The organism is Rhizobium sp. BK316, from assembly GCF_014193695.1.
Classification (GTDB): Bacteria; Pseudomonadota; Alphaproteobacteria; order Rhizobiales; family Rhizobiaceae; genus Rhizobium.
Window position 1 is genome coordinate 1029214 of sequence record NZ_JACHZR010000002.1, and the last position, 14112, is coordinate 1043325.

Consider the following 14112-nt stretch of genomic DNA (forward strand, 5'->3'; position numbering starts at 1 on the left):
CGGCGTATGCCCCAAAAACAAGCTTACTCCGACGAGACCATTCCGAACCGAGCCTGCCATATGACCGATACCGTTCTCATCCGGGACGCCACCGAAGCCGATCTTCCTGTTGTCAGAGATATCTACAATCACGCCGTCGAGCACACGACGGCGATCTGGAACGAAACGCTCGTCGATCTCGACAACCGCCTGGAATGGTTCAAGACCCGCAAGGGCAGGGGCTTTCCGGTCATCGTCGCCGAGATGAACGGCAAGGTCGCGGGTTATGCCTCCTATGGCGACTGGCGCGCCTTCGACGGCTACCGCCACACGGTCGAGCATTCCGTCTATGTCGACAAGGATTGCCGCGGTGCCGGCATCGGTGAGAAGCTGATGCGCGCGCTGATCGAGCGTGCGAGCGCCGGCAATGTCCACGTCATGATCGCCGGTATAGAGGCCGAAAATACCGCCTCCATCCGGCTGCACGAGAAGCTCGGCTTTCGCGTCGCCGGTACCTTTTTCGAAGTCGGCATCAAGTTCGGCCGCTGGCTCGATCTGACCTGCATGGAACTGCGCGTGCCGAAGGCCTGACGGGGCCTTGTCCAGATTGATTGCCGGCGAGGACTAACCATATTTTTATCGTAGTCTGCGCCTTGTAGGAATCTCTGGTGGCGCGACTCGCGGAGGAGAGGTTGATGTTTGGACGCACGGTGCTCGGTCTTTCGGCTTTCCTGGCCATGGCGGCCTATTCGCTGCCGGCGGCGGCTGCCAGTTGCGGCAGTACGGCTTCGCCGGAACTCGACTGGCAGGACTGCAACAAGAAGAACCTGATGCTTCAGGGCAGCGACCTCCAGGGCGCCAATCTCGCCGGCACGGATTTCTCGCTGACCGATCTCGGCGGCGCCAACCTCAAATCCGCCAATGCGGAAAAGGCGACCTTCGTACGTGCCTCGCTGGCCGAGGCAAGCGTTCAGGGCGCCAATTTCGGAAAAATCGAAGCCTATCGATCGACTTTTGCCGGGGCCATCGCCGATGGCGCAAGCTTTGCCGGCGCGGAATTGCAGCGGGCCGATTTCACTGGCGCGCAACTCACAAAGGCAAATTTCGAGAAGGCCGAGCTTGGCCGCGCCAATTTCGACAAGGCCGTTCTGACCGGTGTCAGCTTTGCGCTCGCCAATCTCTCCCGCGCCGATCTGACGGGCGCGCGCTTTGAAGGACCGATCAGTTTCGACCGCGCTTTCATGTTTCTGACCCGCATCGAGGGACTGGATCTGTCCGCCGCCACCGGCCTGCAGCAGGCGCAGATCGACCTTGCCTGCGGCGATTCCTCCACCAAGCTGCCTTCGGGGCTTTCCGTTCCTTCCAGCTGGCCCTGCCCGCAGGAGCAGGATTGAGCTCCGGAGCTGCTTGAAAACAGAGCCTTTCCTGTTCAGGCAAGCCGCCCGACCGGAATGATCTCGCGCGACTGCGTATGGAAGGGGTTGCCTTCCCAATCGCCGTACCATGCATCGACGGTTAGTCCGGCATCGCGCATCAAACCCGAGAGCTTGTCGCGCGGGGTATAGAGGATTTTCGAGCGACCGGCGAAATGCTCGCCCGTTGCAAGAACGCGGTAGCCGTTCTCGTAGGAAAGAACGCCGGTCGCCTCGTCGTAATGCGACTCGCCCGAGGCCTCGATCACACCAAGCTCCTGATGTTCGAGCTGACGCACGCTGCTGTGGCGTACATTGCGCTCCCTCTGGAAACCGGGATTTCGCGTATCGAACACGAACCGGCCGGCAGGGTTGAGATGCACGGCGACTGTCGCAAGGGCGGCACGCTGGTCCTCTTCCGTCAGGAAGACCTGAAAGGCATGGCCCGTCAGCACGACGAGATCATATCTCTTCCCGAGGCGCACGGTGCGGGCGTCGCCCTCGATCCATTCCACTCTATCGCCACCCGGCCGCGCCCTGCCGATATCGAGCATCGCCACAGCCGGATCGACGCCGGTGACGATACGGGTTGCAGCAAGGGCGGCCGTCAGCTCGCCGGTGCCGCAGCCGAGGTCGAGCACGGACTGCGCGCCTTCCGCCAGCGTCATGCAGAAATCGAAATCCGGCCCCCAGCGATTGGCGGCATCGTAGAATTGCGCCAGCGAAGGGTCGCGGTAGAGGGGATCGTCGGAAATCTTGCTCATGCACCTGGCTTTCTGTCACTGATATAGAGATAGCGCTCCACCGTCTCGCCTGCCGCGTTCTGCTTGCTGAAGACCTCCCGTCGCTGGTGCACCCGCCCGGCGACCTTCTGCGAAGGAAGATTTTCCAGGCTGACGATACTGACGAGGCGCGACAGGCCCATGACCGAGAAGGCATGGTCGCGACAGGCGGTTGCGGCCTCGGTGGCGTAACCCTTGCCCCAATAATCCCGCCAGAGATGGTAGCCGAGTTCCGGCTCCATGCCGCGCGATGTGTCCTGCAGCGTAATCCCGCAGTCGCCGAGCATGTCGCCGCTCTCACGGTCGATCACCGCCCAGAGGCCGAAGCCATTCTTCTCGTAGCTTCCGAAGGCGAGCCTGTCGAAGAAATCGCGTGTTGCCGCGGCATCCTTCACGGAGGGATAGTATCGCATGCACAGGGGATCGCCGAAGATACGCTCGAGCACCGGCAGGTCCGCAACGGTGATTTCGCGCAATATTAACCTGTCGCTGCGCAGGATTTCCCGCACGTCGGCCATTGTTTCATCCCTCTGTCACGGAGCGCGCCTAAGTCCGCGCCCACGTCTTCAACCCGCTTTATACGAGAGACCGCGCCATGGCGTCTGCCAAGATAAGCGTCATCATCGTCGGCGCCGGCATTGTCGGGGCCTCGCTCGCTTTCCATTTCGCCCGGCGCGGGGCCACCGTTCACGTGGTGGAGGAGGGCGCACGACCGGGCAGCGGCGTGACGGCACGTGCCTTCGGCTGGGTGAATATCATCAATATTGCGCCGGGAGCCGTAAATTACGGTCTGGTGCAGGAAGCGCTGGCTGAATATGCCCGCCTGCAGGCAGACCTGCCGGGTGGCTTCACCGCTGCGCGACCCGGTTCGCTCTTCTGGCTCGAAAGCTCCGCTGAAACCGAAGCCTTCGCCGCAGCCCATCGCGCTGCAGGCACGGACGTCGAACTGGTCGATGCCGCGACGATCGCCGCATGGGAGCCCAATCTGCTTGAGCCTCCTGCCTGCGCCGTCTTCTCGCCCCGCGATCTCGCGCTCGATCCTGCAAGGCTGGCGCGGGACCTGATCGATGCCGCCATTGCCGCCGGCGCGACCGCCACGTTCGGCCGGAGGGTCGAAAGCCTCCTTCTTTCAGGCGACCGGGTGAGTGGCGTGCGCTTGCCTGATGGCGTGATCGAAGCCGATCTCGTGATCCTCGCGGGCGGAACGGCGGTCGACCGCCTGACGGAGAATCTGAGCTTCCGCACCGGCGTCGAAGCCTCGCCCTCGATCATCCTGCGCTATCGCTGTCCTGAACCAGTCGCGAAGCGCATCCTGCGCGGCCCCGGCCTGGAAATCCGCCAGTCGGCGGACAACATGCTGCATGTCGCCAAGGGCTATATCGACGATACGGCGGAGAATGCACCCGAGAGGGTTGGCGAGCGGATACTGAAGGTCATGCATGAGCGCCTGCGCCTGCCCGAAGGCGTGACGCTCGTCGAAGCCGTCGCCGGTTACCGGCCTTTCTTTTCCGACGGGATGCCGCGGCTTGGTTTCCTGCCCGGTGTCGAGGGCGCCTATGCTGCGGTCGGCCACCCCGGCGTCATTCTCGCGCCGCTGCTCGGCCGGCTCGCGTCGGACCACGTGCTGGAAGGCAGGCGCTCTCCGCTCATCCCGCCGGCTGGCCTGATATGAAAAAACGGACCCGGTGGGGTCCGCTTTCCTTTACTTGCCGGGCTCGAAAACCATCGCATGCCCGTTGATGCAATAGCGCAGGCCGGTCGGCGGCGGCCCGTCCGGGAAGACGTGGCCGAGATGGGCCTCGCAAGTGCCGCAGCGGATTTCCGTGCGCACCATGCCATAGGTGCTGTCGCGGTGTTCGGTCACCGCATCAGGGGAAACCGGTTCGAAATAGCTCGGCCAGCCGCATCCGGCATCGAACTTGGTATCGGAGCGGAAAAGCGGCGCATTGCAGCTGACGCAGCGATAGAGACCGGTCTCGAAGGAATCCCAATAGGGACCGGTAAAGGCGCGTTCGGTGCCGTGCTGACGGGTGATGCGGTACTGCTCGGGGGTCAGCAGTTCCTTCCATTCGGCATCGGTTTTGTGAACTTTTGGGCTAGTGGTCGTTTCGGCCATGGAGTGCTCCTTTCGCCGGGGGCAATCTCTTTTCGTGCGCAAATGTGGGGCGCGGGGCACGATTGATCAAGTCCGGGATCCGGTCTGGGATCAAACCCTGCCGTCTCATTGCCCTATTCGTCGCCTAGTCAATTTGGGGGAAGACGACGAATCACCCGTGCTTTATTTTTAGTGTGCCACTAAGCTTAATAGTGCGCTTTTCGGGGACATCAGGTGTTTCATTCTTTAATTCTGGTTCTATACGGCGCAATCGCCGCGATCGCCTTGGGCGTGACCCTGCTGGAAGGCTGGGTCAACCACGATCGCTGGACCATACACCGCATTGCAGGGCTGATCGCCTGCCTTTTCTGGCCGCTGCCGCTTGCCTTCTTCATCCTGCATGGTTCCGTTTCCCGTCTCGCCGCACGCCTTTCCTGAACGTCAAGCCTGTGAAAATAACTTTCGGCACCCACTGCGGGCGCCCGAAATTGCTTGAGGCCATCGGCCGATTCACCTAAGCCTTGGAAAAGGCTATTTTGCTGGCGTTCATCCGTACCGCGGGGAGGGGACATGGCCGATGTTACGGCTCTGACATTTCTGGCCCTGTGTCTGCCGCTGATCGGTGCTCTCGCTGCCCCCTTCGTCATCCGCGTTTTAGGCGCAGGCGGCGCCTGGATGCTCGCCCTCGCCCCTTTGCTCGCCTTCCTGCATTTCCTACGTCTGGTGCCGCAGATCGCTCACGGCGAAATCATAACCGGCGGTTATGACTGGGTACCGGGATTGGGCGTCCGTTTTTCCTGGTTCCTGGACGGCTTGTCGCTCACCTTCGCCCTGCTCATTACCGGCATCGGCACGCTCATCGTGCTCTATGCCGGCGGATACTTGAGGGGGCATCCGGATCAGGGCCGGTTCTTCTCTTTCATCTTCCTTTTCATGGGCGCGATGCTCGGCGTCGTGGTTTCCGACAGCTTCCTGATGTTCTTCATCTTCTGGGAGCTCACCTCGATCACCTCCTTCCTGCTCATCGGCTTCGATCACGAGCGCGAGGCCGCACGGCGTGCAGCTCTGCAGGCGCTCGTCGTCACCGGGGGCGGAGGATTGATACTGCTCGCCGGCCTGCTCCTGCTCTGGGGCATGACCGGTGTCGCGCAGCTGTCCGAGCTCATGCAATACGGCGATGTCGTCAGGGGCAGCCCTCTCTATTTCGCGACATTGCTGTTGGTGCTTGGCGGCGCCTTCACCAAATCGGCGCAGTTTCCTTTTCATTTCTGGCTGCCGAATGCCATGGAGGCGCCCACGCCGGTTTCCGCCTACCTCCATTCCGCCACCATGGTGAAGGCCGGCGTCTATCTGCTGATGCGGTTGAACCCGGTCATGGGCGCGACGCCGGCATGGGAGATCCTGCTGCCCGTCTTCGGCGGCCTGACGCTCGTCACCGGCTCGGTGCTTGCCATCCGCCAGACGGATCTGAAGCTGAAGCTCGCCTATACGACCGTATCTTCCCTCGGCCTGCTGGTGCTGCTCACCGGTTTCGGGTCCGACTATTCCATCAAGGCAGCGGTGCTCTATCTGGTGGCGCATTCGCTCTTCAAGGGCGCGCTCTTCATGGTCGCCGGCATCATCGACCATGAGACTGGCACGCGCAACATCACGCGGCTTCGGGGCCTGCGAAAGGCCATGCCGCTGACCTTTGCGATCGCGATGGCCGCCGCCCTTTCCATGGCCGGCCTGCCGCCCTTTTTTGGCTTCCTCGCCAAGGAGGAAATCTATACGGCACTGGCTGCCGGCGATCCCTATTCCATCCTGTTCGCGGCCATTGCGGTTTTCGGCAATGCACTGATGTTTGCGATCGCCTTTGCCGTGGCGCTGAGGCCCTTTACCGGCCGGCCGGTGGAAACGCCGAAACATCCGCATGAGGCGCCGGTCCTGCTCTGGCTCGGCCCGGCAGTCCTCGCGCTCGCAGGACTGCTTGCTGCGCTCTTTTCCGGCTTCACACATGGCGCGATATCCTCGCCCATGACCTCTGCCGTTGCCGGCAAGACAACTACCATCATCTCTATTACGCTCGCGCCGCATGTCGGCGTGCCGCTGGCCCTGTCGCTGCTGACGATGGTGCTCGGCATCGCCGTCTACTGGCAGCTCGACCGCGCTCGTACTCTTGTGGCGTTTCTCCTGCATTCCGTCCGGGGTCCGGATCGCGGCTTCGACCATGTCATCGCCGGGCTGGTCCGTTTCGCCCATCGCGTCATCGGCATCGTTCAGCCGGGGCGACTGGATATCTATGTCGCCTCCACCTTCGTCTCAGTCGCGGCGATCCTCCTCGTGCCGCTTATCCTCCATGGCGAATTGCCGCAGGCCTTTGCCTGGCCCGCCGGCCTGCGCCCGCATGAGGCAGGCATCATGCTCATCGCGGTGCTCGGCCTTCTTGCCGTCCTGATCGCCCGCGACCGGCTGACGGCGATCGTCTCGCTCGGCATTCAGGGCTTTGCGGTTGCGCTGATCTTTCTGCTTTTCGGCGCGCCGGACCTCGCCTTCACCCAGTTCATGGTCGAAACGCTCGCGGTCGTCATCCTCGCCCTCGTCATGACCCGGCTGCGCCTGTCGCCGACCGATCCGCGCCACGGCGCCCGCCGCCTCTTCGATATCGCCCTTTCGCTTGCCTGCGGCCTCGGCCTCGCGCTGTTGTTGATGCGCGCCACGGAAGCACCGTTCAACACGGCACTCAGCGATTTCTTCAACGCCCATTCGAAGCTGATCGCCCACGGCGCCAATGTCGTGAACGTCATCATCGTCGATTTCCGCGGCACCGATACGCTCGGCGAAATCGCCGTCGTCGCGGTGACGGGGCTCGCGATCCTCGCGCTCATCCGCATCCGCGGGAATGCGGAGCGCAGGCTGGCGACGAACGATCCGGATGCGGAGGAGGCATGAGAAACGTCTCTTCAAAGCGCGTTTTCTTTGCAGCGAATGCGATGCCAATGGCGGCGCGTCGCCACACATCTCCCCATCATTCCTGTGCTTGTCACAGGAATCCAGCGTGCCCAAGTCCTTGGGCACGGAAGACTCTCTTCGCCATGAGGAATGAGTCTTTCACGGCGCGGATGCGCCGTGGCTGGATTCCCGTGACAAGCACAGGAATGAGGGAGGATAGGTTTCGGCGCGCCAGATCGGTCGTAATTTGCCTTTCCTCGTCCACCATTTCGGCTACGCGACGAAGCGGAGGCGCCCCATGAACACCCTCATCTTCCGCACCGTCGCACCCTTCATCACTGCGCTGATGCTGCTCTTTTCCGTCTTCATCCTGCTGCGCGGCCATAACGAGCCGGGCGGCGGTTTCATCGGCGGGCTGATTGCTGCTTCTGCGCTCGCGATTTACGGCATTGCATTCGGTGTGCAGGCGGTACGCCGGGCGATCCGCTTTCATCCGCTGGTGATTGCCGGCTTCGGCCTGCTGCTCTCCTGCTGCGCGGGCCTGATCTCCATTTTCTTCGCCGTGCCCTTCATGACCGGCCTCTGGGCCTACCCCACCGTCTTCGGCGTGGAAGTGCCGCTCTCCAGCGTCATGCTTTTCGATCTCGGTGTCTATTTCGTCGTGCTAGGCGCCGTCGCCTCGATTGCGCTGGCGCTGGAAGAAAGGGAGGTGGAGTGATGGAGGCGCTCTTTGCCATTCTCGTCGGCCTGTTCTTTTCGGCGGCCGTCTATCTGATGCTGTCGCGCTTCTCGATCCGCATCATGCTCGGTATCGCCATTCTCGGCAATGCCGTGAATCTCCTGATCTTCGCGGCAGGAAGGCTGACCCGCGAGGTCCCGCCGATCATCCCCGCTGGCGTCGATATGCTGCCGTCGGGTGCCGCCAATCCGCTGCCGCAGGCATTGATCCTGACCGCGATCGTCATCTCATTTTCTTTCCTCGCTTTCCTGCTGGTCCTGACCTATCGCGCCTATCAGGAGCTCGGCACCGACGATACGACCCGCATGCATGATGCCGAACCTGAAGACCGGCCGTTGCCGCCGTTGGGGTATTGATGGTGAGTAAGATGCGGATGCCTACCCCCCTCTGCCCTGCCGGGCATCTCCCCCACAAGGGGGGTGCCCACCCGACGACCCTCATGGGAGGCACCGCTTAATGGCCGCCCCCATCACCGACCTCTCGGCCGCGATGGTCACCACCCCGATCCCGCCGGTCCATTGGCTGGCGATCCTGCCGGTCGCGCTCTGCATCAGCCTCGGCGCGCTGCTCTTGATGCTGCGCAGCTTTCCCCGCCTGCAGGCATGGATCGCCATTGCCGGCCTCGTTGTCCTGCTGCTTCTCGACGTCGCTCTGCTGCGGCAGGTCGCCCAGAATGGTCCGCTCACCATGGTGATGGGCCGCTGGCTGCCGCCCTTCGGCATTGCGTTCACCGTGGATGTCTTCAGTGCGCTGATGGCACTCGCCGCAGCCGTCGCTGCCCTTGCCGCCGGCATCTATGCCTTGTCGGACACCACCGAAAGCGGCCGGCGGTACGGTTTCTTCCCGCTGTTGATGCTGCTGATATCAGGCGTCACCGGCGCCTTCCTGACCGGCGACATCTTCAACCTCTATGTCTGGTTCGAAGTACTGCTGATCTCCTCTTTCGGCCTGCTGATCCTCGGTTCCGAACGGGCGCAGATCGATGGGGCGCTGAAATATGCCGTACTGAACCTCATCGCCACGACGCTATTCCTGATTGCGGTCGGCATCCTCTATGCGAGCTTCGGCACGCTCAACATGGCCGATATCGCCGAGCGGGCGGCGGGACTCAGTGGCACCGCGCCGCTGATGACGCTTGCCTGCCTCTTCCTCCTCGCCTTCGCCATGAAGGCCGCAGCCTTTCCGGTGAATTTCTGGCTGCCGGCCTCCTATCACACGCCGCGCATCGCCGTTTCCGCGCTCTTTGCCGGCCTGCTGACCAAGGTCGGCGTCTATGCGCTGCTGCGTGTCCTCGTCATGCTGCTGCCTGCCGAACGAGACGAACTCAGCCTGCTGATATCAGTCGTCGGTGCCCTGACCATCCTCGTCGGCGCATTGGGGACGCTTGCCGAAACCGACCTGCGCCGGCTGCTCGGCTATATGGTGATTTCGGGCATCGGCAATATGCTGGTCGGTATTGCTCTCGGTACGGCCGATGGCCTCGGCGGTGCGGTCTTCTATGCGTTGCATTCGGTCGTGCTGATGACGGCGCTCTATCTGCTGGCGGGCGAAGCGGGCAGGCGGGGCGGGTCCTTCTCGATTGCCGCACTGGGGGGGCTCTATCGCCAGAGCGGCTGGTTCGCGGCGATTTCGCTCATGCTGTTCTTCGCCGCCTGCGGCCTGCCGCCCTTTTCCGGTTTCTGGCCGAAGGCGCTGTTGGTTAAGGCCTCGCTCGATCTCGGTGCCTGGTGGCTGGCAGGCGCCGTCCTGCTCGGCGGCTTCCTGCTCACCATCGCTTTCGGCCGCCTCTTCCTGTTTGCCTATTGGCGTCCGTCCCCGCTGCCACTCCCGCCAGTGCGGACCGGCTGGACGGTTGCCCTGCCGCTTGCGGCATTGACGATCCTCGTCATCGGCTTCGGCGTCCTGCCGGAGCAATTGCTGCAGTTCGCCCGGTCGGCGGCCGACGGGCTTGCCGCTCCCTCCGCCTATATCTTCTCCGTCTTTCCGGAAGGGACTATATGATGATCGTCCTGTTCCTGAGCTTGCCGCTCGCCATTGCCTGGGTCGCCGTGACAGGCAGCGCCTCGCCGCATAATTTCGTCTTCGGCCTAGCCCTGTCGCTGCTGTCGCTTTCCGTCGTGCGCGAGGCCTTTGCCGACCGTTCGCCGCCGCGCCGTATCCGCCCGCTGCACATCCTCCTGCTTGCCGGCCTTTTCCTGAAAGAGCTGGCGCTTTCGGCCTGGCGGGTGGCGCTGACGGTGCTTTCGCCGCGCATGCAGCTTACTCCCGGCATTCTCGCATTCCCATTGACGGTGACGAGCGATTTCCAGATCACTCTGCTTGCCAACCTCATCACGCTCACGCCCGGCACACTCTCGGTCGATGTGTCAGGGGATCGGCGCATGCTCTACGTGCATGCGCTGGACTGTGCCGATCCGCTGGCGGTCAGACGCGATATTGCCGACGGATTCGAGCGCCGCATTATGGAGGCCTTCGGATGATAACGCCCGCCGCCATCGTTTCCGCCGCCGCCATCGCAGCGCTTGGCATCCTCTGCGTGGCGCTCTTTCTCACCGTCTGGCGGGTCATTGCCGGCCCAAGCTTGCCGGATCGTATATTGGCGCTCGATATGCTGACGGGCATCGCCATCGGCTTCATCGCCGTCGTCGCCGTGCGCACCGGCTTCTCGCTTTACATCGATATCGCCATTGCGCTTGGCCTCGTCGGTTTCCTGGCAACCGTCGCCTTCGCCCGTTTCGTGCTCTCGCGCGGAGAGGTGGGAGAGGCCGGACCTGAGACGCGAAGGAGGAGCTGATGATGATGGACTATGCGCTTGCTGTCATCACCGCTGTGCTGCTGCTGGCAGGCGCCTTCTTCGCGCTGGCGGCGGCGATCGGCATCGTGCGCTTGCCGGATCTCTACACGCGCATGCATGCCGCCTCCAAAGCCGGCACGGTCGGTTCCGGCCTATTGTTGCTTGCCGCCGGGCTTTACTCAGGCGAACTTGCCGTACTTGCCAGAGCGTTGGCTGGTTTCCTCTTTTTCATCCTGACGGCGCCTGTTTCTGCACACCTTCTTGCGAGAGCTTCGCATAAAACTGGGCATTTCCCAGCACGTATCTCAATACGTGACGATATGCGAATGCGCTGAGAGTGAGGGCTATTCAGAATTTTAAGCTAATTTACGCAAACTTATGCACTGGAAGCACGAGTAAAGCTTGCTGACCTGCTGACCAATTCTTTGTGATGGATTTTTTTTCTAGGAAAATCGTAATTAATAATTGGCCTTTTCGGAAAACGATGCTATTTGAAAACTCAAGTAGAGTTCTGATTGTGAATTAGAATCGTACTGCTTCCAAGTCCCCTAGCCTTGATTGCCAATGTCTAACTGGGTGACGGCCTGGAAGAATACGTAGTAGCTCACCTTCAGGCAGTATTGGCGCAGAGAACGGTCTTCGGAATCTAGGGGTGGATTTCCGGTTTTTCGAAACAAAGGCTGCAACCTGCTCTTTTGCTGTTTGGCTCTACGAAGAGGGTTCTTCGTCTTTTGGGAGAAGGACCGTTTGAGCATGCTAACAGGAGAAAGAATATGACGGATATGGCGACCGGCAATGCGCCGGAGCTGCTCGTGGAACTGACGGCCGATATCGTCGCGGCCTATGTCAGCAACCACGTTGTCCCGGTCAGCGACCTGGCCAATCTGATTTCCGACGTACACTCGGCATTGAGCAACACATCCGTACCGCAGCCGGTGGCAGCGGTCGTCGAAAAGCAGAAGCCCGCAGTCTCTGTCCGCAAGTCCGTACAGGACGAGCAGATTACGTGCCTGGAATGCGGCGGTAACTTCAAGTCCCTGAAGCGTCACCTGATGACGCATCATAATCTCGCGCCGGAAGAATATCGCGAGAAGTGGGACCTGCCTGCCGATTACCCGATGGTGGCCCCGGCCTATGCCGAAGCGCGCTCGCGCCTCGCAAAGGAAATGGGCCTGGGACAGCGCCGCAAGCGCGGCCGGGGCTGAGGCCTCTCCCTCCGCTGGACGATACGAAGAGCCGGGCCTGGTGCCCGGCTTTTTTGTATTCGCGTTTCGAAGGTGGCGCTCATCTTCGAATGACTTTCGGCCATTGTCATCTATCTTCAAAAAAAGCACGACAAAAATGTCGGCCTGGCAACAGCCCATCCGTCTCTAGATCAATTCCCGCAAAAGTGCTTGAGCGTTTTGCGTTCGGAATTGCATGAAAAGATTGAGGAAAGGCGGGCGCTCACGCCGCCGCAATAAGAGGAGAAGAGACAATGCGCGTAATGGTTATCGTCAAGGCGACTGCGGACAGCGAAGCGGGCGTCATGCCCTCGACCGAGCTTCTGGCCGCCATGGGCAAATATAACGAGGATCTCGTCAATGCCGGCATCATGCTGGCAGGCGAGGGCCTGCATCCGTCCTCCAAGGGCAAACGCGTCGCCTTCGATGGTCCGAAGCGCCTGGTGATTGACGGCCCCTTCGCCGAGACCAAGGAATTGATCGCCGGTTACTGGCTGTGGCAGGTCAAGGACATGGATGAGGCGATCGAATGGATCAAGCGTTGCCCCAATCCGATGCCAGGCCCGAGCGAGATCGAAATCCGTCAGGTCTTCGAAGCCGCCGATTTCGGCGAAGCCTTCACGCCGGAGCTTGTCGAACAGGAAGAGCGCCTGCGCGAAAAGATGGCCGACGGCAAATAATCTGATCGGAAACTGAATCGCGAGGCGTCCGGAGGCTATATCTCCGGGCGCTTGGTTGCTCAGGCCGCAGCCCGCACGCGTGCTTCCTCGCGGATGCGGTTCACCATCGAGCGCAGCCCGTTGGAACGCTGCGAGGAGAGGTTTTCGGTGAGCCCGATCTTGGAGAAGATCTGAAAAGCATCGAGAGCAGCAATTTCGGAAGCCATTTTGCCGGAATAGGTGGAGAGCACGATGGCGACGAGGCCACGCACGATATGCGCATCGGAATCGCCCTCGAACGTCATGATGGGATTGTCCGGATTGCCTGATGTATGCGTCACAAGCCACACCTGGCTGGCACAGCCCATCACCTTGTTCTCAGAGGTCTTCTTCTCCTCGGCCAGGTCCGGCAGCGCCTTGCCGAGTTCGATGACATATCGGTAGCGGTCTTCCCAATCGTCCAGGAAGGAGAAGTCGTCGATGATCTGGTCGAGGGTTGCCATACTTATCAGGCCTTTCACTGTTACCTGATCATATAGGCGAAGCGACCGCAGATTTGAACCGTTAAAAAGAAACGCCGTGAGGGATGGGCATCCTCACAGCGCAGCATAGTGCTGAAATAAACAGGGCAGGCACGTCAGGCATGGGGCATCTCCGCGTCATGCGGACCACCGATGCAAGCTTGGGTGCGGGCGGATTGCCCGCGAAATTCGTCAGATGGCCGGCTTCGGCGTCGGCAGCGGGATCGTGCCGGCCGGAATGGTACCGGTCACGACCTGTTCGGCCGAAGTGCCGTCTTCCACCGGCGGGCGGTAGGGCTGCGGCATGTGCGGCATTGGCTGGCTGAGCGCAGCCTGTGCTTCGCGCACGGTATTGGTGACGGCTTCCGGCAGAGAAGGAGCGGCGAGCGCCACAGACGCCTGCGGCACGGCCGATTTTGCGGAAGCCATTTTGGAATTATCGTCCTTGAACTGGCTGTCAAGCAGTTCGTAGGCGACACGGGCGCCTTCGCGAGCCCGGTAGCCGAGAGCCGTCAAGGTTTCGCCACCCTTGGTGCAGACCTCAGGCTTTTCGGCGCACATGCCGGTCAGATAGTCATAGGCGCCGCTAGCCGCCGTGAAAGCGTCGGAAAGCTGCAATTGCGTGTGGCCGGCATTGTCGGGGTTCTCCGAGCTGAAAACGGAAAGCACCACGAGCACAAGGCCAAACCAGAATGATCCTTTGATCAGAAACCACATTGTCTTGCCCATCCTGTTTTCCCGTCCGGTCTTGCTGCCGAATCGGGCCGGTTGTCCGGTGTGTTTTCACCCTACCGCCAAGTTGCGAATGCCGCTTTTCGAAATTCGTCGGCATTTGCGGCAAATTTGTCTCGAATTTTAATGATCGCAATTTTCGGGGCATTTCAGTCGAATTCTAATGATCGCCGTTAAGCATGGTGGCAACTGCGGCCCGCAATTGTTGGGCTTTTGGCCCACCACTCTGCCACAAGAGTTAACGC

Annotated in this window: 18 protein-coding genes; 13 read left to right on the forward strand and 5 right to left on the reverse strand. The window is 61.3% G+C overall.

All coding sequences use genetic code 11. The features are described from left to right. Window positions 1-60: 60 nt before the first annotated feature. Together FHT87_RS13645 and FHT87_RS13650 are read left to right on the forward strand one after the other, a co-directional pair. Window positions 61-570, forward strand: coding sequence for a GNAT family N-acetyltransferase (locus FHT87_RS13645; RefSeq protein ID WP_183735685.1), 510 nt, complete (start codon window positions 61-63; stop codon window positions 568-570). Between the two features lie 104 nt (window positions 571-674). After that, window positions 675-1373, forward strand: coding sequence for a pentapeptide repeat-containing protein (locus FHT87_RS13650; RefSeq protein WP_183735686.1), 699 nt, complete (start codon window positions 675-677; stop codon window positions 1371-1373). A 35-nt stretch (window positions 1374-1408) separates the two neighbouring features. On the opposite strand, the gene FHT87_RS13655 is transcribed toward FHT87_RS13650, so the two are convergent. After that, complete coding sequence (locus FHT87_RS13655; RefSeq protein ID WP_183802496.1) at window positions 1409-2155, reverse strand: class I SAM-dependent methyltransferase; 747 nt, start codon at window positions 2153-2155, stop codon at window positions 1409-1411. Then, window positions 2152-2691 (reverse strand): GNAT family N-acetyltransferase, encoded by a 540-nt coding sequence (locus FHT87_RS13660; RefSeq protein ID WP_183802499.1) that lies wholly within the window; start codon window positions 2689-2691, stop codon window positions 2152-2154. The genes FHT87_RS13655 and FHT87_RS13660 overlap by 4 nt, the downstream gene beginning before the upstream one ends. 77 nt (window positions 2692-2768) lie before the next feature. On the opposite strand from FHT87_RS13660, the gene FHT87_RS13665 reads away from it, so the two are divergent. Then, on the forward strand, window positions 2769-3845 hold the full coding sequence (locus tag FHT87_RS13665; protein WP_183802502.1) for an FAD-binding oxidoreductase: 1077 nt from the start codon (window positions 2769-2771) through the stop codon (window positions 3843-3845). 30 nt (window positions 3846-3875) lie between these two features. On the opposite strand, the gene msrB is transcribed toward FHT87_RS13665, so the two are convergent. Next, complete coding sequence (msrB, locus tag FHT87_RS13670; protein WP_183735690.1) at window positions 3876-4289, reverse strand: peptide-methionine (R)-S-oxide reductase MsrB; 414 nt, start codon at window positions 4287-4289, stop codon at window positions 3876-3878. A gap of 213 nt (window positions 4290-4502) precedes the next feature. Between msrB and FHT87_RS13675 the strand changes: the two genes are divergently transcribed. The 10 genes from FHT87_RS13675 (at window position 4503) to FHT87_RS13720 (ending at window position 12635) form a co-directional block, all read left to right on the forward strand. Beyond that, complete coding sequence (locus FHT87_RS13675) at window positions 4503-4706, forward strand: hypothetical protein (RefSeq protein WP_183735691.1); 204 nt, start codon at window positions 4503-4505, stop codon at window positions 4704-4706. 132 nt (window positions 4707-4838) lie between these two features. Beyond that, a complete protein-coding gene (locus FHT87_RS13680) occupies window positions 4839-7199 on the forward strand; it encodes a putative monovalent cation/H+ antiporter subunit A (protein ID WP_183802505.1) in 2361 nt (786 codons plus the stop codon). 298 nt (window positions 7200-7497) lie between these two features. Then, on the forward strand, window positions 7498-7917 hold the full coding sequence (locus FHT87_RS13685) for a Na+/H+ antiporter subunit B (RefSeq protein WP_183735693.1): 420 nt from the start codon (window positions 7498-7500) through the stop codon (window positions 7915-7917). Beyond that, window positions 7917-8294, forward strand: a complete 378-nt coding sequence (locus FHT87_RS13690) for a Na+/H+ antiporter subunit C (RefSeq protein ID WP_183802507.1) — start codon at window positions 7917-7919, stop codon at window positions 8292-8294. The genes FHT87_RS13685 and FHT87_RS13690 overlap by 1 nt, the downstream gene beginning before the upstream one ends. A 100-nt stretch (window positions 8295-8394) precedes the next feature. Then, the gene (locus tag FHT87_RS13695) at window positions 8395-9939 is read left to right on the forward strand and encodes a Na+/H+ antiporter subunit D (protein WP_183802510.1); all 1545 of its coding nucleotides are present in this window, start codon (window positions 8395-8397) and stop codon (window positions 9937-9939) included. Further along, complete coding sequence (locus FHT87_RS13700) at window positions 9939-10418, forward strand: Na+/H+ antiporter subunit E (protein WP_183802708.1); 480 nt, start codon at window positions 9939-9941, stop codon at window positions 10416-10418. Before FHT87_RS13695 ends, FHT87_RS13700 begins: the two co-directional genes overlap by 1 nt. Beyond that, on the forward strand, window positions 10415-10732 hold the full coding sequence (locus tag FHT87_RS13705) for a cation:proton antiporter (protein ID WP_183735696.1): 318 nt from the start codon (window positions 10415-10417) through the stop codon (window positions 10730-10732). The genes FHT87_RS13700 and FHT87_RS13705 overlap by 4 nt, the downstream gene beginning before the upstream one ends. A 2-nt stretch (window positions 10733-10734) precedes the next feature. Continuing rightward, window positions 10735-11067 carry a monovalent cation/H(+) antiporter subunit G gene (gene mnhG / locus FHT87_RS13710; protein ID WP_183802711.1) on the forward strand — a complete coding sequence of 111 codons (333 nt, stop codon included), beginning with the start codon at window positions 10735-10737 and terminating at the stop codon, window positions 11065-11067. A 438-nt stretch (window positions 11068-11505) separates the two neighbouring features. Then, entirely contained in the window at window positions 11506-11937 is a 432-nt protein-coding gene (locus FHT87_RS13715) for a MucR family transcriptional regulator (RefSeq protein ID WP_007821525.1), read from the forward strand. A gap of 272 nt (window positions 11938-12209) precedes the next feature. Then, window positions 12210-12635, forward strand: coding sequence for a YciI family protein (locus FHT87_RS13720; RefSeq protein WP_183802513.1), 426 nt, complete (start codon window positions 12210-12212; stop codon window positions 12633-12635). A 59-nt stretch (window positions 12636-12694) separates the two neighbouring features. Here the strand turns inward: FHT87_RS13720 and FHT87_RS13725 are convergent, their stop codons facing one another. Further along, window positions 12695-13117, reverse strand: coding sequence for a SufE family protein (locus FHT87_RS13725; RefSeq protein WP_183802516.1), 423 nt, complete (start codon window positions 13115-13117; stop codon window positions 12695-12697). 210 nt (window positions 13118-13327) lie between these two features. Then, complete coding sequence (locus FHT87_RS13730) at window positions 13328-13852, reverse strand: DUF5330 domain-containing protein (protein WP_183802714.1); 525 nt, start codon at window positions 13850-13852, stop codon at window positions 13328-13330. Window positions 13853-14112 lie beyond the last annotated feature (260 nt).